This is a genomic window from Coxiella endosymbiont of Amblyomma nuttalli, from assembly GCF_018107685.1.
Lineage (GTDB): Bacteria > Pseudomonadota > Gammaproteobacteria > Coxiellales > Coxiellaceae > Coxiella.
On record NZ_CP064834.1, the window covers coordinates 893356 to 913777 of the forward strand.

The window sequence follows — 20422 nt, forward strand, 5'->3', positions numbered from 1 at the left end:
TCATAAAGTCTATTGCCATCTTTCGCAACACTTTGTCGTCTTAAAAGGCACAACTTTTTATTTACAAAACGACTTAATATTCCATTCTGTGGTGTTTTTATCAAACTTGAAAGTCAAAATTGTCATCACTGCTATCGCTATAATAAGGTGGTATAAAAGGCGAAATCAAAAAAGAACAGCCAACCAACCTCACTCAGCTTGCCTGGACAGGACCCTTGTAGGAATGAGGTTTTGAACAACAAAATTTCTGTAGATAGACTACATAACCTTTCCAACTACTATAATTTTCATGGCATTTGAACCACCACCTACGCCCATATGATCACCTTTTGTTAAAATCACTAAATCGCCTTCTCGCAATAAAGCTTGTTTTTGCATTATTTCAATAGCCTTTACATTCACTTCTTCGCGCGTATATTGAGTTGGATCAAATTTCATAGGGTAGACGCCGCGATAAAGTGTGATGCGACCTAATGATTTATCAAATCGGCTTAGCGCGTAGATAGGGATCGCCGTGCGAATACGCGACATCCAGAGCGTCGTAATTCCTGATTCTGTTAGTGCCACAATCGCTTTGATGTTCAAATGATTCGCCGTATACATAGTGACCATCGCAATAGCTTCATCGACACGCTTGAAGCGACATTCAACACGATGGCGGGAAATATGCGAACGTGGTTGAGACTCAGCAACCATGCACGTTCGTGCCATTGCTGCTACTGCTAAAGCAGGATAATGACCAACTGCAGTTTCTGCTGACAACATTACAGCATCCGTGTTATCCAACACCGCATTAGCAACGTCGGACACCTCAGCGCGAGTTGGTACTGTAGTACGAATCATTGATTCCATCATTTGCGTTGCAATAATAACTGGTTTATCTAACGAACGTGCGCGATGAATAATATCCTTTTGCACAAGAGGTACCTCTGCATCCCCAATTTCAACAGCTAAATCACCACGAGCTACCATCACACCATCGCTTGCTTTGATAATTACGTCGATATTTTTAACCGCTTCTGCTCGTTCGATTTTTGCAATAACACCAGCCTCTCCTTTATGTTTCTGGATTAAATATTTGGCTTTTAAAACATCTTCTGCATCACGCGGGAAGGAAATTGCAATATAATCAACATTAAGACTTAATGCAAATTTTAGATCATCGATGTCTTTTTTGGTCATCGATGCGGCGGAAAGACCCCCCCCTAATCTATTAATTCCTTTATGGCTAGAAAGTTCACCTCCTACAGTAACACGACAAATAATTCTATCGTCTTTAATGCGCTGGACAATTAATTTAAGTCGACCATCATCTAGTAATAAAATATCTCCGGCTTTTACATCTTTCGTTAAATTTTTATAATCAATACCAACACTCTTCTTCGTTCCTTCATTAGGAAGTAATTTCGCATCTAAAATAAATTGTTCGCCTTTTTTTAAATGAATTTTTCCTGCCTTGAAGCTTGAAACGCGAATTTTAGGACCTTGTAGATCCGCTAAAATTCCAATAACACGCTCTTGTTTTTTAGCTGCCTCGCGTACCATTTCAATACGCTTCTTATGTTTTTCATGAATATCATGAGAAAAATTTAACCGAACGATATCAACGCCTTCATGAATCACTGTCTCAAGTAAGTAAGGCTTATCTGTCGCAGGGCCTAACGTTGCGATAATTTTAGTACGACGCAGCATGTGGTTATTATTTTTGCTCATGATATTTTGCTCGTTCTATTAAGATCTCGATGGCTGGCAACAATTTTCCCTTCAAAAACTCCAAAAAAGCACCTCCTGCTGTGCTAATGTAGGATAATTGATCCGTAAGATCGAATTTGTCCAACGCCGCTAAAGTGTCTCCACCACCGGCAATAGAGTAAGTTTTTTCGCTTTTGGCAATCGCCTTAGCCAGTGCATAGGTGCCATGACTAAAGGCTGGTATTTCAAAAACACCTACTGGACCATTCCACACAATAGTACCTGCTTGCGAAGTTAATTTAGTGTAACCATTCCTGGTTTTTGGGCCTACATCAAAAATAGATTCATGCTCTGTAATAGCCCCGATAGATGTTACTCGCAATTTAATATCCTTTAATGCATCTTTTGCAAGCACTACGTCAATAGGTAAGGAAACAGAAACATTCTTTTCTTTCGCTTTTTTCCAAAACTGTTTCGCGGTTTCCAGCCAAGTATTTTCGTAAAATGATTTACCAATCGCATAACCTTGAGCTTTTAAAAAAGTATTTGCTATGCCACCTCCAATAACGAGCTGATCAATTTTATCTAATAAATGTTCTAACAATTGAATTTTGGTTGAAACTTTGGAGCCACCGACAATGACAACCAACGGTTTTTTTGGATTTTTTAACGCTTGTGATAATGCTTTAATTTCCGCAATGAGTAAAGGACCGGCACATGCAATAGGCGCATATTGCGCTGCCCCCACGGTTGAAGCTTGGCAACGATGTGCAGTGGCGAAAGCATCCATAACAAAAACATCGCACAATTTTGCCATTTGTTTAGCAAGCTCGTGATCGTTTTCATTTTCACCTCGATTGAATCGAACATTTTCACAAAGTACCACGGAACCAGGCTCAATGTTTACCCCATCTAACCAATTTTTAACTCGTGGTACAGGACGATTTAACTTTTTACTCAATACCTCTGCTACTGGCATCAATGAAAATGCTGCATCATATTTTCCTTCTTCTGGCCTACCAAGATGGGACAATACTATCACACGCGCTTGTGCCTCAAGTGCCTGTTCAATGGTAGGTAATGCCCGAACAATCTTCTCATCGTTCATAATTTTTCCTGCTTCCATCGGCACATTTAAATCCTCGCGAATTAACACGCGTCGATGCATAAGATTCATATCGGACATTGTTAGAAATTTAATCATTCCGTATTCAAACATTTCCATTCACCTCTAATTCTCCTTAATTTTTCGAATGATTCCTATAGTTAAGTTAGTCAACTCATATCTAGATTGAGAAGTATGCGTCTAAAATCCAGTTGAGAAGTATCCTGTTTTCTAGGCATCTCACAAAATCGGAATAACTGAATGATAAGAGCAACAGAGTGGAGAGATACATCCGCACAAATGCGAACGACAACGAGAAGTCTAGGTAATGAAAATACCGTTGCGTGCCAAAAAGACACGAGACCGTTAAATATTTAAAAATGCTTGAGCCGTATCGAGCATCCGGTTGGAGAATCCCCATTCGTTATCGTACCATGAAACAACCTTAATTAACTTATCAATGATGCGTGTCTGTCCCGCGTCGAAAATAGAAGAATGTGCGTCGTGATTAAAATCAATAGAAACTAATGGCTCATCGCTGTAACCAAGAATGTCTTTCATTTTATCTTCAGCCATTTTTTTCATAATAAAATTGACCTCGGCAGCACTGACGGATTGTCTCGCGTTAAAAGTAAAATCGATAACAGACACGTTGATTGTTGGTACACGAATGGCATATCCATCAAGCTTCCCATCTAATTCAGGCAACACTAAAACTACCGCCGCAGCTGCCCCAGTTTTAGTAGGAATCATAGACTGTGTTGCGGCACGAGCGCGGTATAGATCTCTATGATAACTATCTGTGAGATTTTGATCATTAGTATATGAATGCACAGTCACCATTAAACCACGATCAATACCAACTTCGTCGTTTAAAATTTTAACGAGCGGCGCTAAGCAATTTGTCGTGCATGAAGCGTTTGAAATAATTGTATCTTCCTTAGTAATAATTTTTTCATTAACCCCAAATACAATAGTCTTGACATCATTACCTGCTGGCGCTGAAATTAAGACCTTTTTAGCACCTGCTTTTAAATGTGCTTCCGCTTTTTTTTTGCTAGTAAATAAACCTGTACATTCAAGAACTAAATCAATGTTAAGATTCTGCCATGGTAGTTCTTCTGGATTTTTGGTAGCGTATACTTCAATACTATCGTCATTAATGACCAGACAATTGTTACCGATGCGGACTGTGCCAGAAAATCGATTGTGCACACTGTCATATTTGGTTAGATATGCACTAGTATTGATATCACCCAAATCATTAATGGCAACAATTTTTAGATCTTTATGCTTGTTGCCAGATTCATACAATGCTCGCAAAATATTTCGTCCAATACGACCATAGCCATTAATTGCGATATTGAAAGTCATGCTATTCTCCTCATTAATTGATTAATTTTTTCGACAACGTGTTCCTGAGTAAAAGCATATTTCCGATAAACAACTTCCCACGGCGCTGAAGAACCAAATCGATTAATCCCAATAATATCTCCCTGAAAACCAATAAATTGATACCAATAATCCGGTTGAGCGGCTTCAATGGCAATACGTCTGGTAATATGTGCAGGTAGAACAGATTCACGATAACCGGTATCCTGTTTTTTGAACAATTCACAACAAGGCATGGAGACAACTCGTACAAAAATGTTTTTCTTTTCCACGGCCTTTGCTGCTTCTACGGCGATCATAATTTCTGAACCTGTTGCCATCAAAATGATAATGGGATCCGTTTTAGATTCCCACAAAATATAACCACCTTTTTCAACTAGAGAGACTTGTTTTTCATCGCGTTCCTGGTGATGCACTTTTTGGCGCGTTAATAGAAGACAACTGGGACCTTGATGTTCTAACATCTGTTTCCAAGCCACCGCAGTTTCTGTTCCGTCACAAGGACGCCAAACACGTAATCCAGGAATCATTCTTAGTGCAGGTAATTGTTCAACCGGTTGATGTGTGGGACCGTCTTCACCAAGCCCAATTGAATCATGAGAGTAAATGAAAATAGTCTGCACTTTTTCCATAGCGGCCAATCGTATTGCATTGCGTGCATAATCGGAAAAGGTTAAAAACGTACCGGCAAAAGGGATAAAACCGCCATGTAGAGCTATTCCGTTAAGAATCGCAGTCATTGCAAATTCACGAACTCCATATTCAATGTAATTGCCATCGCGATTTTTTTTACCAAGACGAGTTGATCCAGACCATTTAGTGCAATTAGATTCAGACAAATCAGCTGAACCACCAATTAGTTCAGGTAATAGATGAGCGAAAGTATTTAGACATTTTAAAGATAATTTACGAGTGGCTTCGTCTTCTCTGGACTTTTGCATTTTTGAAATTAACTCTTGCCATTGTGCTTCCCATATTTCGGGTAGTTGCTTTTTTTGTCGTCGTAAAAACTCATGAGCCAGCTTTGGATGTCGTTTTTTATATTTTGTAAAAAGTGTCTTCCATTCAGCTTCATACGATTTACCCTTCTCTTTTGCATCCCAAGCAGCATAAATATCACAGGGAATTTCAAAAGGTGGATAAGGCCAATTTAAAACTTGACGTACACCAGCGACTTCCTTTACTCCCAACGGAGCACCATGGGTGATCGCTTTACCAGCTAACATAGGAGCACCATAACCAATAATGGTCTTACAACAAATCAGAGTGGGTTTATCCATTACATTTTTTGCTGCCTCGATCGCTTTAGTAATATCATAGGAGTCATGTCCATCAACCTCTGGCATAACATGCCAACCATATGCTTCGAAACGTTGCGGTGTGTTATCTGTAAACCAGTCACTTACTTTACCATCGATAGAAACGCCGTTGTCATCGTACAATACTATGAGCTTTCCTAGTCCAAGCGTTCCCGCAAGGGAACAGGCTTCGTGCGAGATTCCTTCCATCAAGTCACCATCTCCAACAAAGACATAGGTATGATGATCGATGACAGGAAATCCCTCTCGATTAAATGTAGCAGCTAAAATCTGTTCTGCTATTGCCATGCCCACACCATTTGCCAGTCCCTGTCCAAGAGGCCCGGTGCTAGCTTCCACCCCTGGCGTATCGCCAAATTCCGGATGTCCTGGTGTTAGAGAATGAAACTGGCGAAATTGTTTAATGTCTTCAATAGTAAGATTGAAACCTGATAAATGCAAAAGCGCATATTGCAGCATTGCCCCGTGACCATTAGATAAAATAAAACGATCACGATTCAACCACTGTGGATTCTGCGGATTAAATTTTAGAAAATTTCGCCATAAAACTTCGGCGATATCGGCCATACCCATTGGCATACCTGGATGGCCCGAATTCGCTTTCTGAACAGCATCCATTGCTAACACACGAATCGCGTTAGCACAATCTCGACGTGAAGGCATGACGATTCCCAATGTTCTCGAAACAAAGCCCGAATGATAACGCGTTTTAATAAGTTATGCAACTTGGTAGAATAAGTTGGACATTTAGTAAAATACTGGTACTGCTGCAACATAGCAAGATTAGTTTTATTGGCCTATTTGACTGAGCATATTTCGTATTACATGTATTACATTAAGTGCTTTTGGATACATCATCCTAGATACATCATTTCTTCTACTATCATCATACACGCGCAGCTAATCCTCACCCCTAATCTGATCTAAAATTGAAATACAGAAAAAGATAATTCGTGTCAACATGCATTTTATAATTTCTACCTTCAAAATTTAAAGATAATGATATATGGGATGAATGTAGATGTGCTTGGAGAGTGGAGTTACTACTTAATTTGTAAATTCATTTAAGATAGATCTTTAGCTCAATTAAACAACATTAACGAACCAATACATGTATGTTACCTGAATTTTTCTACACCAGAAATCAAAAATTCTCACTCTCTGATGGCTTCAGATTTAGTATATTCTAGTACGATAAATTCTAGCAACAAAAAAAAGAGGTCAGTAACTTTCTTCATAATGATAGAAAAACTACAATGATCAAAGTTATTTAGATGATAACCATAACCAGTGATACACCTACTCAAAGATTCAAAAAAATAACTCGTAACAGAAAGCTATGCTACTAAAAGTTATCCCACCCTCTAGATGGGGAAAATTTTAAGATGAAGAATAAGGATGAAAACTCAATGCAAAATGAGTATAGTGTCTCTTTCATGAAGAACATAAAAAATCGACAAATTCTGGTTACTGCTGCATTGCCCTATGCTAACGGGCCCGTTCATCTTGGACACATGGTTGAATACATTCAGGCGGATATTTGGGTGCGATTTCAACGATTTCTCTATGGTAATGATTGCCTTTTTATCTGCGGGGTAGATGCGCATGGGACAGCAATCATGATTTCAGCCAAAAAAAGAGGTATTCTTCCTGAAACTTTAGTAACTAAAATGCATCAAGAACATGCTAACGATTTTGCTGATTTCTTAATCGATTTTGACAACTTTTATACTACTCATTCACCTGAGAATCGCGAACTTTCTGAATTGATTTATAAACACCTTAAAGCAAGGGGAGATATTTTTACTAAAACAATTTCTCAATCGTATGATGCAGTAGAAGAAATTTTTCTTCCCGATCGTTTCATTCAAGGTACTTGTCCTCATTGTGATTCGCCTAATCAATATGGGGATGTTTGTGAAATCTGTGGTGCAACCTACAGATCAACAGAATTAATTAATCCAGTTTCTAGATTATCAGGCGTAAAACCCATTAAAAAAGATTCCGAACACTTCTTCTTTTCAATAAATCATTACACTGATTTATTGAAAGAATGGATTAATTCAGGCCATTTACAACCACAGGTAACCAATAAATTAAAAGAATGGTTTACTGATGGACTTAAACCATGGGATATTTCTCGTGATGCGCCTTATTTTGGATTTGAAATCCCCGAGGAGGTGCCTAATAAATATTTTTATGTTTGGTTGGATGCGCCTGTTGGTTACATGGCAAGTTTAAAAAATCTTTCAAAAAAACGTCCTATTGTTAATTTTGACTATTATTGGCAAAAAGGAAGCCCAACAGAGCTTTATCATTTTATAGGTAAAGACATCGTCTATTTTCACGCACTTTTTTGGCCTGCGATGTTATCAGGAGCCGGCTTTCGCTTGCCTACCGCCATTTATGTTCATGGTTATTTAACCATTAATGGACAAAAAATGTCAAAATCCCGCGGTACTTTCATTACAGCACGTCATTATTTGCAGTACTTAGATCCTGAATATTTACGCTACTATTATGCAACGAAATTAAATCATCAAGTAGAAGATATTGATTTAAATCTTGAGGATTTTGTACAACGTGTCAATACTGATCTTGTAGGTAAATACGTTAATTTAGCAAGTCGATGTGCAGGTTTTATCACTAAAAAATTTAACGGTCAATTGTCCACTGAATTGCCAGAGCCTAAATTGTATGAAGCTTTTATAGAAACGGAACAAATCATCATCAAATGCTATGAATCATTAAACTACAATAAAGCCGTGAGAACTATCATGGCGCTAGCCGACCGTGCTAATCAATACATCGATGCTAAAAAACCGTGGGTACTGGTGAAAGAAACGGATCATAAAAATCAAGTCCAAGCGATCTGTACAGAAGGATTAAATTTGTTTAAGGTGTTAACTACTTTTTTAAGGCCAATATTGCCAGTAACCGCAAAAAAAGCAGAGCAATTTTTAAATAGCAAACTTAATTGGTCAACGCTAAAAACGCCTTTACTTGATCACTCTGTCAATCCTTTTGAACCCTTAATACAACGTGTACCACCTAATACAATATCCCAATTAACCCAATGACTGAAAAGAGTGCAAATCTAGTCAATCAAATTGATTCGCTATTACCCCAAACGCAATGTGGATTATGTGAGTACTCTACATGTCGATCTTATGCTGAAGCAATTGCCAAGAATGAAGCACCTATTAATCTTTGTTTGCCCGGCGGTGTTGAAAAACTAATGGCACTTGCCAAATATCTTAATGTAGATGCTACACCTTATATTTCCGAAATGTCAAAAAAAGCGAAGCCTCCCACAATTGCAGTAATTCGTGAAGAAGAATGTATTGGGTGCACAAAGTGCATTCAAGTCTGTCCGACCGACGCGATTATAGGTACTGCTAAGCAAATGCATACTATCATTAGTGATGCCTGCACAGGTTGTTCATTATGTTTGTCCTTGTGTCCAATCGACTGTATTGATATTCAATCAATAACATTAACGTCCGAGAAGAAAAATCATTCTGCTCAGCAATGGCGTTTACGCCATGAAAATCGGCAAAAAAGACTGATGCGCGATAAAACCGAGCAATGTGGTAATAAAGTTTCTGACTTAACAATAGAAATGCGTAGAGCCGCCATTCGTGCCGCGATTTCACGCGTTGAGGAAAAAAGGAAAGCGTTATATGAATGAAGCTAAACGGAAAGAAATGTTTCATCGATTTAAAGTTCGTAATAGTCAACCAGTTTCAGAATTAGTTTATTATTCTAAATTTGAATTACTGATTGCTGTAATGCTTTCTGCACGAGCAACCGATATAAGTGTTAATAAATCCACGAAAAAATTGTATAAAGTCGCTAATACACCGCATACAATCTTAAAACTAGGAGAAGAAGGTTTAAAGCAATATATTAAATCTATCGGTCTCTTCAATTCTAAAGCTAAAAATATCATTAAAACTTGTAACATATTAATCGAAAAGTATGATTCTACAGTGCCAAATACAAGTGAAGACTTAGAAGCCTTACCGGGAGTGGGTCGCAAAACGGCTAATGTTATTCTTAATATAGCTTTTGGACAAAAGACAATTGCTGTGGACACACATGTTTTTCGAGTTACAAACCGAACGGGCCTAGTTTATGGGAAAACCCCGCTTGAAATTGAAAAAAAATTAATGGGAGTTGTTCCTCAAAAGTATTTAGCTGACGCCCATCATTGGCTGGTTCTTCATGGACGTTACATTTGTACGGCACGACGTCCAAAATGTCCCAATTGTTTAATTAACGATTTGTGTGAACATCCGAATAAAACGGGTTAGTAAAGATGATCAACAAGCGTAACGCGATTAGATAAGAAAAATATTTTTTTAATGCTCAGACGTGAAATAATAATAACAAAGCACCAATGTTTCAAAATGTTTCAGTTCGAAATGATGATTTTATAATTGTATAATTGTATATATATACATATATATCAATTCAGAACACAAGTCTATCCCAAATAATTCCGAAGGTTAATTTACAAAAGATTATACCACTGACATCAATTCTCGTTTACATATAGACTTTCGCCTAAATTTTCCAGAACAATACAATACGAATTACTCCATAGATATTCAGAAATATTATTAAAAACTGTTAAATAACATCAGGTTAAACTGAACATTTAACATAAGACAATCAAAAAATAATATTTTTAACGAATAATACTAAGTTAAATAATGAACTTAAATATGATTCTTCTGTTTCTGCTCTAATGCGTTCCAATAAGCTAAGGCTAACTTGCAAAGATGTAAAACGATGAGGTGGACCCCTGAACTTTTTAAAGAAATTGGAAATTAGTTACTCTAGGAATTGTTCTAATATAGTATCCTATTTTTATCTAGTACGCTTGTCATGTTATCTATACTTTCAAATTACACTAACATTAGAATCTTTATGATCTTCCGAGATTTCTGTACTCAAAGAAATAACTATTTCGTATCTTGTTTGGTGGCTTTGTTAATGATCCAACGTCTTCTTAGATAACAGAAATCTCCCCTATTCCTAAAAAACAATCAATCGTCATACTGTAACTAAATGAAATAAAAATGAGTTTCTTACATTTTAGACTACCATGTCTTTCAAAAGATATAAAAGGATGTAATTTTTTTTACCTGGTATCAGAAAATCATTTTTCTGTTCTCAATAACACAAGATTGCATCATAGATGATTAAATAACGTTTTAGCGAAGAGTATCACTTCTGAGGATAAGATTTTGATTTAACCTTTTAACCCTGTTTCTCACCACCTGTTCAACAAATAAATCGCGCCACTATACACCTATGTATTCTAAATACAAGGAACACGAATATTAATTCTACGTTATTAACAAAATCAGTACTCATCTTTTTTTAGCAATGCAAATTTTTTTTCTATTTAAGATCAGCAAGTTACTTTATATTAGCAGTGTAAATAGAAACACTTTATGAACTTTCTACTTCGTCTTCTTCGTCTTTAGTATCAAAGGCTGGACTTTTTATATTTTATGCTGTAGTGCTGTAGTGCTAAAAAGTTGAAAATCGTACGACATCTATAACACTTCCAAGCTATAAGATCGTGTAATTCAGCTTCATCTAAACATTTTATGTCTAGATACCAGCTAAGTTCATTATCTAAAGTTTAGTAAGGATCAATGCTGTTAAATCTTTCTACCATAATTCAGTAACACCGAATCTTTCTTCATAGTAATTATGACGGCAAGGGAAGGATTATGCAGCAGAAATCAATTAATTTTAATTATCCACAATGGCGGATTGCAAACTATTTCATTCTATACCACTAAGCAATCCTCTCAAAAATAGATGTGGATAAAAACGCTTTACTAATTCAAAAATTATAGGAAAATCAAAAAGACATAATTTTTCTGATTAAAGAATTATAGATAAAATCTCAAAAATTATATGAAACAAGTGAATGACTCTGACATTTTCATAGGAATTTCCAATTATAGTGTGTAAGGTATTTTACGTTTCCAACTGGTCTTTAAAGGGTGAATACAAAGGTCATATTTGTAACTAAGATGTTATCGGTAAAAGGAAAAATTGTTACGTAATCAGTTTGATAGTCCGCTATAATCATGAATCAAAAACTTGTATCCATGTCTGGATGAATGATCTTTTAAAGGTTGTCTAGAGAATGGTAATTCTTTTTTAATTGAGCAAACAAACATGGAGCGATGCTTTTAAAACAAGCAATTTCTCAGATTTAAGACAACGATTTTAATTTGCCGAGAAAACCAGAAAGAAAAGGGAAAAGGAATGGATAAAAAAGTTAGTTGTCAATGCTAAAAATGAGACTGGATAGTCCACTTCTTATTGGTATTGGTAAGAAAACCGAATGGAAAAGCAGAAGTCTACAGAATACCCTCTGAAAATAATATCGGGGGTTTAATTCAATGCTGCGTTGAGAAAAGGCACAATCCTTCACTTGTCATTCTTTCATAACTTCATTACAGTTGAGAGTATGAAAATTGCTGGTTTCGAAGTGGGCTTAGATCAGCCTCTGTTCTTAATTGCAGGTCTCTGTGTGATTGAAAGTGAGGCACTAGTGATGGATGTCGCTAGTGAGCTTAAAACAATCACCCAAGCATTGGATATACCCTTTGTTTTTAAGGCATCGTTCGAAAAAGCTAATCGTTCCTCACATTTAAGTTATCGTGGACTAGGCATTGAAAAAGGATTAGCAGTTCTTGAGAAAGTTAAAAGAATATTGCGGCTTCCAGTTTTAACTGATGTACACGAAGATACACCACTTAACGAAGTAGCTTCTGTAGTTGATATATTACAAACACCTGCTTTCTTGTGTCGACAAAGTAATTTTATTCGTAATGTAGCTGCATGTGGGAAACCAATGAATATCAAAAAAGGGCAATTTTTGTCTCCTTGGGAAATGAAACAAGTGGTAGAAAAAGGACGGTCAATGGGAAATAAAAATATTATGGTATGTGAGCGCGGTTATTCGTTTGGATATAATAATTTAATTTCTGATATGCGTGCTTTAGCTATTATGAGAGAGACGGCTTGCCCAGTGGTATTTGACGCGACTCATTCTGTGCAATTACCAGGAAAGCAAGGTACCACTTCCGGTGGACAGCGAGAATTTGTACCGTTATTAGCGCGCTCGGCTGTAGCAGCAGGGATCGCTGGTATTTTTATGGAAACGCATCCTGATCCTGATCGTGCTTTAAGCGATGGACCCAATGCTTGGCCCTTAGCAAAGATGTTTCCGTTATTAAAAACACTGCAAGTTATTGATAAAGTGGTTAAGGAAACTAACTTTCTAAAAAATGAAGAAAATAAATAAAGAAAATCAAAGTATATGAGATATGAAATTAAAATTAATTAATTTACTAATTACTAAATTAAATTTGATATTTTGAGATTTAGTTTGAAATTTAATTAATCGCTAAAAACTTATTAAAAATTTATATTTTTATAGTCATTACCATGACCACAACCATCAGTGACATTGATGCCAGAGAAATTCTAGATTCACGAGGAAATCCTACTCTTGAAGTAGTGGTTACGCTTTCTTCACATGCACGGGGTCGAGCAGCTGTTCCCTCTGGTACATCGATGGGAAAGCATGAAGCCGTTGAGTTACGAGATAACGATCCTGAGCGTTATGAAGGCAGAGGCGTATTACAAGCGATTAAAAATGTAAATGGTCCCATTCGCGAAGCCTTATTAGGTCAAGATCCTCGTTCTCAGGAAGAGATTGATCGTATTATGCTCGAATTAGATGGAACAGAAAATAAATCCAATTTAGGTGCTAACGCTATTTTAGGTGTTTCATTAGCAGTAGCCTGTGCGGAAGCAAATGATATGAACTTACCGTTATATCGCTATCTTGGTGGCGATGGTCCCTTTAGTATGCCAATACCTATGATGAATATTATTAATGGTGGCGCCCACACTAATAATAATTTAGATTTTCAGGAATTTATGATTGTTCCAGTTGGCGCTCCCACATTTGCTGAGGCGCTTCGTTATGGCGCAGAAATTTTTTATGCATTAAAAAAGAAATTAACTTCACACGGATTAACAACATCTGTTGCTGATGAGGGCGGTTTTGCACCTGATTTACCTCATAACGAAGCTGCTTTTGAATTGATTTTAGAAGCTATTTGTGATGCTCATTACAAACCAGGTAAAGACGTTTATTTAGCTTTAGATGCCGCGAGTTCAGAACTTTATGAAAACGGTTTTTATAATTTCGAAAATGAAAAAGTGACCACTGATGCTCTAATTGGTCGCTTTGCAAAATGGACGAAGAAATATCCAATTATTTCGATTGAAGATGGTTTATCGGAAAATGATTGGAAAGGATGGAAATTACTAACAGAACAATTAGGAAATCAAGTGCAATTAGTAGGTGACGATGTTTTCGTAACCAATCCAAAAATTTTAGCAGATGGTATTAAAGCAGGTATTGCCAATGCAACTTTAATTAAATTCAATCAGATCGGTACACTAACAGAAACATTAGCCGCTGTAGGTTTGGCAAAAAGTGCTAATTATGGTGTTATTATTTCGCATCGTTCAGGAGAAACGGAAGATACCACAATTGCGGATTTAGCAGTAGCAACAACAGCAGGCCAAATTAAAACGGGGTCTTTATGTCGATCAGATCGAATAGCGAAATATAACCGTTTATTGGAAATTGAACGCGAATTGGGTGAGCAAGCACCCTATGCAGATAGGAAAATATTTCCTTTTTAACACAGAGACCTAATGCGATCCATGCGATCCATTACTATTATAATTCTCATCACCTTGTTTATTTTGCTGCAATATCAATTATGGTTTACTACAGGTGGTATTATATCTATTTATCATTTGAATCAAAAAATTCATCGACAGATGCTCGAAAATAAGGGATTCGCGAATCGTAATGCGGTGTTGATAGCCGATATTGATAACTTAAAACACGGCAATGAAGCTATTGAAGAACGTGCCCGTAATGATTTAGGAATGATTAAGAAAGGTGAAGTGTTCTATCAAGTCGTCAAATAGATGTCAAAATGTTAAGCTTCCTCCATGAAAAATATCTCTGAAAAAAAACTACGATTATTAATTTCTAATGATGATGGTGTTTATGCAAAAGGATTGATAGTATTAGCACGTACTCTTGTTGAACTGGGAAAGATTGACATCGTAGCACCTGATCGCAATCGCAGTGGTGCTAGTAACTCGTTAACATTAAATGCACCATTACATATAAAAAAATTAGAAAATAGCGTGATTAGCGTCGAAGGTACGCCAACGGATTGTGTACATTTAGCAATTACTGGTGTTCTTCCTGAAATGCCAGATATCGTGGTTACTGGAATCAATGATGGACCTAATTTAGGAGATGATGTGTGGTACTCAGGAACCGTGGCAGCGGCGATGGAAGGACGGTTTTTAGGATTGCCAGCACTAGCCATTTCGTTAGTAGGTGAGCAATTTCGACATCATGAAACCGCAGCGAAGGTTGCTTATAAATTAATTCAACATATTGTAAAAGAACCATTACATCCCGGCACCATTTTAAACGTCAATGTACCAGATCTTCCATACCTTGATTTAAAAGGGTTTGAAGTTACTCGTTTAGGAACACGCCATCGTTCAGAACCTACTATTCGCCAAATAGACCCTCGTGGTCATCCCATCTATTGGATAGGCGCAGCAGGATCTGAGCACGATTCTGGCCATGGCACAGATTTTTTTGCTATTAACAATAGTTGTGTGTCCATTACTCCATTACGGGTTGATTTGACGCACTACGAAGTGTTTGATCAATTGTCCAGTTGGATTAAGCGATTAGAAAGATAAAACATGTCAGAGATTCCTTTTAATCGATTGTATGGCTTGATATTGGTTATTTTGGTTGGGGTGATTATAGCCGGATGTGTAAAAAACACACATTTTGCGCCTGTTATTAATGGTTGGTTACAGCCCAACGCGAAGAAAGGATTTTATCGTGTTAAAGAAGGAGACACTATTTATTCCATTGCATTGGCTTTTGGTCTGGATTATCGAGCCTTAGCTGCAGTTAACCATTTAAGGGTACCCTATACTATTGGTTCAGGCGACCTATTACATATGACTAATGTCCCATATGGTCAAAAAATTACTTTGACTAAGTTAGTACAAGAAAGTGACCAACCGCTTCCATTGAAGCAGCCTAAGCCCATGAATCCAGCTAAATCAAGAAGATCATTGTTTCATTGGCAATGGCCAGCTAAAGGACGCATTATAGGCCCTTATTCTGCTACTGCACCAATGGCAGGCGACAACCGAGGGCTCGGGCTCGATATCACTGGTGATTATGGGGAACCTATTCATGCTACCTTCGAAGGGGTTGTGGTTTATAGTGGTGCTGGGGTGCGAGGTTATGGTAATCTCATAATTTTAAAGCATAATGAGGATTATCTTAGTGCTTATGCGTTCAATAAACGGATTCTCGTGAAGAAAGGTAATAAGGTTCGTACTGGTCAGAAAATTGCAGAAATGGGCCGTACTGATTCAGGATGTGTAATGCTCCATTTTGAGATTCGTCGAAACGGCAAGCCTGTGAATCCGCTTTGCTACTTGTCATAATACATATAGTCAAATTTCATTGGATATGTCTATAGTACGGTCGAAAATTACGCATTGGCCGAGAACGGTTGACAGTAAAAATACAAGATAAGAAAACAATTGATACCTATAGCGAGCAAATCCCAAAATTGCTTCAGAGTACAACCATCCTAGATCAAAGATGTGAATCGTACAAAAAATAACAAAGAACAGGAATTAAGTCCACCTAAGTCCACTAACGTAAACGTCGATAGACATGCTCATTTCTGAAGACAGTTAGAAATATTGGTAAATGAATTTATTGGTAGATAATTGGTAGATAATTAGAGACGTGATAACCTTGAGAGTTGCATACTAATCAGGATGTCAATGCGTTATGTTAGTAAACAATTTAATGAAGGCTACTACAGCGAAAAGTCGCAATTCTTTCGCATGCAAGGATTTGTCAAATCCAAAACGAGCGATGGCTGTGCCCCATAGATCAATTATTGCCTCACATTATAGAAACAAAAGACATCACTAGTGAGAAATAAAATCTAGATCCATCAGTCTATCGCTGCTTAAAAGCAATAAACTTTAAATCCTAAGAAAATAGAGAATCAGATAAGAAATTTGTATTCACCTTTTATAATTTTGAAATCAATTATATTTTAATAACGTCAAAAATATCCATGTATATTGACGATTGGTTGGTGAAATCGTAAAAATGTCATGTGGTATTTGTCGATGATTATTTGCATGACCTAATGATAGATAGTCTAAAAGTAGTGAGTTATTAGGATAATTACCGTGAACAATTAGCGTGAACGGAAATAAGTATTTAAAGTTTATAGATTTGATAAGCTTGTACTTTTTAAGAGGTACATGATTGTTTTACTTGTTTTAAACTGGAATTTGTGTATTGAAGAATACCTAACACTTTTTATGTTTAGAATAAATATTTTCAAGAAACTCCTACTCTAAGTCCGTTGTGTTAGAATACTCCCGATTTTCAGAGGACTGAGCGATGATAAAATCTCAAGGTATCACTAAACAACATTATGAAGTAACACAGGCGGATCTTCCTCTTTCTTGTCCGATGCTTAAACATCGCTTGTGGGATGCGCATCCCCGTATTTATTTACCTATTGAACGGGAAGGTCATGTTAGGTGTCCTTACTGTGAAGCCGAATATATTCTGAAGGACTTTAAATGTTAAATATTACAGAAAGTATTACAGAAAGTCTGAGTGCGTAATTTATGGAAAAGAAAATGAAAATTTTGATTATAGGGCCTGCGTGGATAGGTGATATGGTAATGACTCAAACCCTGCTTAACTTGTTGAAACAACGTCATCCAAATTCAGAAATTGATGTTTTTGCACCTGCATGGACAAAACCTTTGTTGGATCATATGTCAGAAGTTCATGAATCATTAGATTCTCCTTTTGGCCATAGTGAGCTTCGATTAGGTGATCGCTATCGATTAGGTATATTATTTCGGGAACGACACTATGAACAGGCGATCATATTGTCTAATTCATATAAATCGGCTTTGATACCTTATTTTGCAAGAATACCAAGACGTATTGGATGGATAGGAGAAATGCGTTATGGTCTTTTGAATGATATACGGTGGTTGAATAAAAAACATCTGCCGCAAATGATTCAACGTATCATGATTTTGGGATTAAAAAAAGGTGAACCTTTACCCATCAAGTTGCCTTATCCACAACTACAAATTTCCGCATCAAGTGTTGATACTACACTAAATCGACTTTCTTTATCAAAGAAGGATACGCCCATTCTAGCTTTATGTCCTGGAGCAGAATTCGGTCCCTCCAAACAATGGCCGATGAATTACTACGCAGATATAGCCAGAGCTAAGCTGTCCGAGGGATGGCGTGTTTGGCTATTTGGTTCTATGAAGGACAAAGCAATAACGGATTCAATTACGGCTTTAACGAAGCATCAGGCTGAAAATCTTGCGGGAGTAACAAAGTTAAGTGAGGCTGTAGATTTGCTGTCATTGGCTTCGTTGGTGATAACGAATGATTCAGGTCTGATGCATATTGCAGCAGCATTGAGTCGACCCATGGTCGTGATATATGGTTCTACATCGTCTAAATTCACACCACCTCTGTCAAAGAAATCTAAAATTTTAAGATCCACACTACAGTGTAGTCCTTGCTTTAAACGTACTTGTCCATACGGACATTATAACTGTATGAGAGAATTAAAACCGAAACAGATATTGGAAGCTGCTACAACTATTCTTTCTTCTTGAAAAGTATTATGAAGGTGGTCAAGCTGCTTTACTATTTAAGATATCAGCAGATTGAAAAACGAATAAAAGTAATTAAACTGTCCTACATTTAATGTTCGGATCGCTACTCCAGTATTTTTCAAACAAAATTGAACTGTTTTTTAAGACCATCTTCTCTGTCTGACCTGAGAATAATTTTTTCAGTGCTCCTACATAATTACAATCGATGTAATATTTTTGAGTATGTCATTATCTGAATATAGCATTATTTCTCAGTAGCAATATCTACCAGCTCCATTGGCAAATTGTTTCATAAAGATATTTTTGATAAATATGAATCAATAAAGTAAATGCGTAAGATTCGATATAACAGCTTATAACTGATGTGTGCTTAAAACAAGGAATCAACGTAATATCATTTGTGAAATGCAGGTATCGGATTGACGATTATAGTATGGAAAGTCACTTATAAAGAGACTGATTGGGTAGGAATCTTCAACCATTCATGACTTTCTTCTTAATATAGGAAAATACAATTCGTTTATATTCAAGAATATTAACTTTAAAAGTATCATGTGAAAAACATATACTACTTAGTAACCACTGATTTTAATCTTTTCTAGAAAAGTTAATTACAAGTGATAAAGCATACAAATGTAATTCTGTGGTATCACTAAGCCAAGGATTAGCAACGCATCCGATAATCATACTAATTAAGAGTACTTGCATCAAATAGCAGTTCTCTTCAGGGAGCAGGAAACTGTGTTGCCACTGCAATATGAAATTCAATAATAGTAATGCAATACCTAAAATTCCCAATTCAACCCCAATGTTTAAATAGCTGTTGTAAGAAAGTGGTATAATGCCAGTTGCTTTTATCTGATCTTGAGGTAGAGTAGCGTAGACAGTACGAAAGCTTCCTGTTCCGTGTCCAAACCAGGGTGTTTCTTTAAAAAGGAAGTAAGCGTTTTTGATGGATTGAATACGAATGCCAAGAGAAGTATTTACTTGTCCTTGCTGATAGTAGTATTTAGTATTGCTAACAATTTGTACGATCCGTAGCTTAAATTCGTTAGAAAAATGAAAAGCCAATTCACTTAAAATAATGGCAATAAGAAGTGAAATAAACAATCCTCGCCATCCAAAAAAAAAATCCCGGCATATAAAAGCAATGCACCAAAAATGAAATAACCTGAACGTCCACCACTGATAAAAAGTACATTAAAAATTGCTATTATAGTCAACAATCCGTAAAGCCAGCGGAAATTAAATTTTTTCACATATCGATAAAGAAAAATAAAGACTGCAATAACCATTAAAAAATTTTGGACAATGTGATCTTTAAAGACACTTGCTCGATCAAAGCGAGAATGAAGCAACCATGAAGGATGGAAAAAATATTTGATGTACGATAAAGTTAACGTAACCAGCATTGCTATTAAAAAAGAATTTAAAATATATTGTTTCCAATGGGATTCACAAACGAATCTCATTAAAAGAACGGCGGCACATGCGAATACGAACAATTTTGAAAACCGATGAAGGATATCTTGCTGAGACGCCGGAGAGTAAAAAATCCCGATAACATAAAGCAAAACAAAAGTTATCAGAAAAACGGCAATGGGATGTAAAGAAACGATGGTACACCATTTGTTATTTTGCCAGAGATCGCTAAACAGACTTAAAATAGCAGATGCGGAAAATAAAGCCCCTGTAATACTTGTTGAAAGTGGCAAAAAAAAAGCAGAAAGAATTAAAGTACTCCCAACAATCTTCGTCGTCCATGATTCTTTTTGTATGATTTTACCGGTAGCTCTCATTAGCATAAGACCCTAAGTAATTTATCCAGATTGTAGCATATGAAATCAAAATATGTGATCTTACAATTAAGTAAGATGTATGAGGTGTTAAATCAAAAAGATGTCAATCATTGTTTGGTGAAAACTCATTCGTACAGCCACCCTATAACAGTCATCTATATTTATCGTGATAAATTTATCTAAGAGTTGCGCTTATGATATCTAGATTACTAATACCCTGAATAGGCTGAGACGGTCTAAAACAATTT

16 protein-coding genes are annotated in these 20422 nt (G+C 36.6%); 10 read left to right on the forward strand and 6 right to left on the reverse strand.

Going from position 1 to position 20422, the window contains the following annotated elements; genetic code table 11:
• Positions 1-258: 258 nt before the first annotated feature.
• From pyk to tkt, 4 genes are all read right to left on the reverse strand, one after another.
• Positions 259-1713 (reverse strand): pyruvate kinase, encoded by a 1455-nt coding sequence (gene pyk, locus CEAn_RS03235; RefSeq protein ID WP_244670060.1) that lies wholly within the window; start codon positions 1711-1713, stop codon positions 259-261.
• On the reverse strand, positions 1700-2893 hold the full coding sequence (locus tag CEAn_RS03240; RefSeq protein ID WP_211924187.1) for a phosphoglycerate kinase: 1194 nt from the start codon (positions 2891-2893) through the stop codon (positions 1700-1702). Before CEAn_RS03240 ends, pyk begins: the two co-directional genes overlap by 14 nt.
• 270 nt (positions 2894-3163) lie before the next feature.
• Positions 3164-4171, reverse strand: a complete 1008-nt coding sequence (gene gap / locus CEAn_RS03245; protein WP_211923763.1) for a type I glyceraldehyde-3-phosphate dehydrogenase — start codon at positions 4169-4171, stop codon at positions 3164-3166.
• Entirely contained in the window at positions 4168-6171 is a 2004-nt protein-coding gene (gene tkt / locus CEAn_RS03250) for a transketolase (protein ID WP_211923764.1), read from the reverse strand. The genes gap and tkt overlap by 4 nt, the downstream gene beginning before the upstream one ends.
• A gap of 773 nt (positions 6172-6944) precedes the next feature.
• Between tkt and metG the strand changes: the two genes are divergently transcribed.
• The 10 genes from metG (at position 6945) to waaF (ending at position 18375) form a co-directional block, all read left to right on the forward strand.
• Positions 6945-8588 carry a methionine--tRNA ligase gene (gene metG / locus CEAn_RS03255; protein ID WP_244670061.1) on the forward strand — a complete coding sequence of 548 codons (1644 nt, stop codon included), beginning with the start codon at positions 6945-6947 and terminating at the stop codon, positions 8586-8588.
• Complete coding sequence (locus CEAn_RS03260) at positions 8585-9199, forward strand: RnfABCDGE type electron transport complex subunit B (RefSeq protein ID WP_211923766.1); 615 nt, start codon at positions 8585-8587, stop codon at positions 9197-9199. Before metG ends, CEAn_RS03260 begins: the two co-directional genes overlap by 4 nt.
• Complete coding sequence (gene nth, locus CEAn_RS03265; protein WP_211923767.1) at positions 9192-9824, forward strand: endonuclease III; 633 nt, start codon at positions 9192-9194, stop codon at positions 9822-9824. The genes CEAn_RS03260 and nth overlap by 8 nt, the downstream gene beginning before the upstream one ends.
• A 2186-nt stretch (positions 9825-12010) precedes the next feature.
• Positions 12011-12850: a 3-deoxy-8-phosphooctulonate synthase gene (kdsA, locus tag CEAn_RS03270; protein ID WP_211923768.1), complete on the forward strand. Its 840-nt coding sequence runs from the start codon at positions 12011-12013 to the stop codon at positions 12848-12850.
• Positions 12851-12993: 143 nt separating this feature from the next.
• Positions 12994-14268, forward strand: coding sequence for a phosphopyruvate hydratase (gene eno, locus CEAn_RS03275; protein WP_211923769.1), 1275 nt, complete (start codon positions 12994-12996; stop codon positions 14266-14268).
• 21 nt (positions 14269-14289) lie between these two features.
• Positions 14290-14562 carry a cell division protein FtsB gene (gene ftsB, locus CEAn_RS03280; protein ID WP_211923770.1) on the forward strand — a complete coding sequence of 91 codons (273 nt, stop codon included), beginning with the start codon at positions 14290-14292 and terminating at the stop codon, positions 14560-14562.
• 24 nt (positions 14563-14586) lie between these two features.
• Positions 14587-15363, forward strand: a complete 777-nt coding sequence (gene surE / locus CEAn_RS03285; RefSeq protein ID WP_211923771.1) for a 5'/3'-nucleotidase SurE — start codon at positions 14587-14589, stop codon at positions 15361-15363.
• Positions 15364-15366: 3 nt separating this feature from the next.
• Entirely contained in the window at positions 15367-16131 is a 765-nt protein-coding gene (locus tag CEAn_RS03290; protein WP_244670062.1) for a peptidoglycan DD-metalloendopeptidase family protein, read from the forward strand.
• A 985-nt stretch (positions 16132-17116) separates the two neighbouring features.
• A complete protein-coding gene (locus tag CEAn_RS03295; protein WP_211923772.1) occupies positions 17117-17308 on the forward strand; it encodes a zinc-finger domain-containing protein in 192 nt (63 codons plus the stop codon).
• Between the two features lie 53 nt (positions 17309-17361).
• On the forward strand, positions 17362-18375 hold the full coding sequence (gene waaF, locus CEAn_RS03300) for a lipopolysaccharide heptosyltransferase II (protein ID WP_244670063.1): 1014 nt from the start codon (positions 17362-17364) through the stop codon (positions 18373-18375).
• Positions 18376-18963: 588 nt separating this feature from the next.
• Here the strand turns inward: waaF and CEAn_RS03305 are convergent.
• Entirely contained in the window at positions 18964-19485 is a 522-nt protein-coding gene (locus CEAn_RS03305; RefSeq protein WP_244670064.1) for an O-antigen ligase family protein, read from the reverse strand.
• Entirely contained in the window at positions 19452-20174 is a 723-nt protein-coding gene (locus CEAn_RS03310; protein WP_211923774.1) for a hypothetical protein, read from the reverse strand. The genes CEAn_RS03305 and CEAn_RS03310 overlap by 34 nt, the downstream gene beginning before the upstream one ends.
• Positions 20175-20422: the final 248 nt, after the last annotated feature.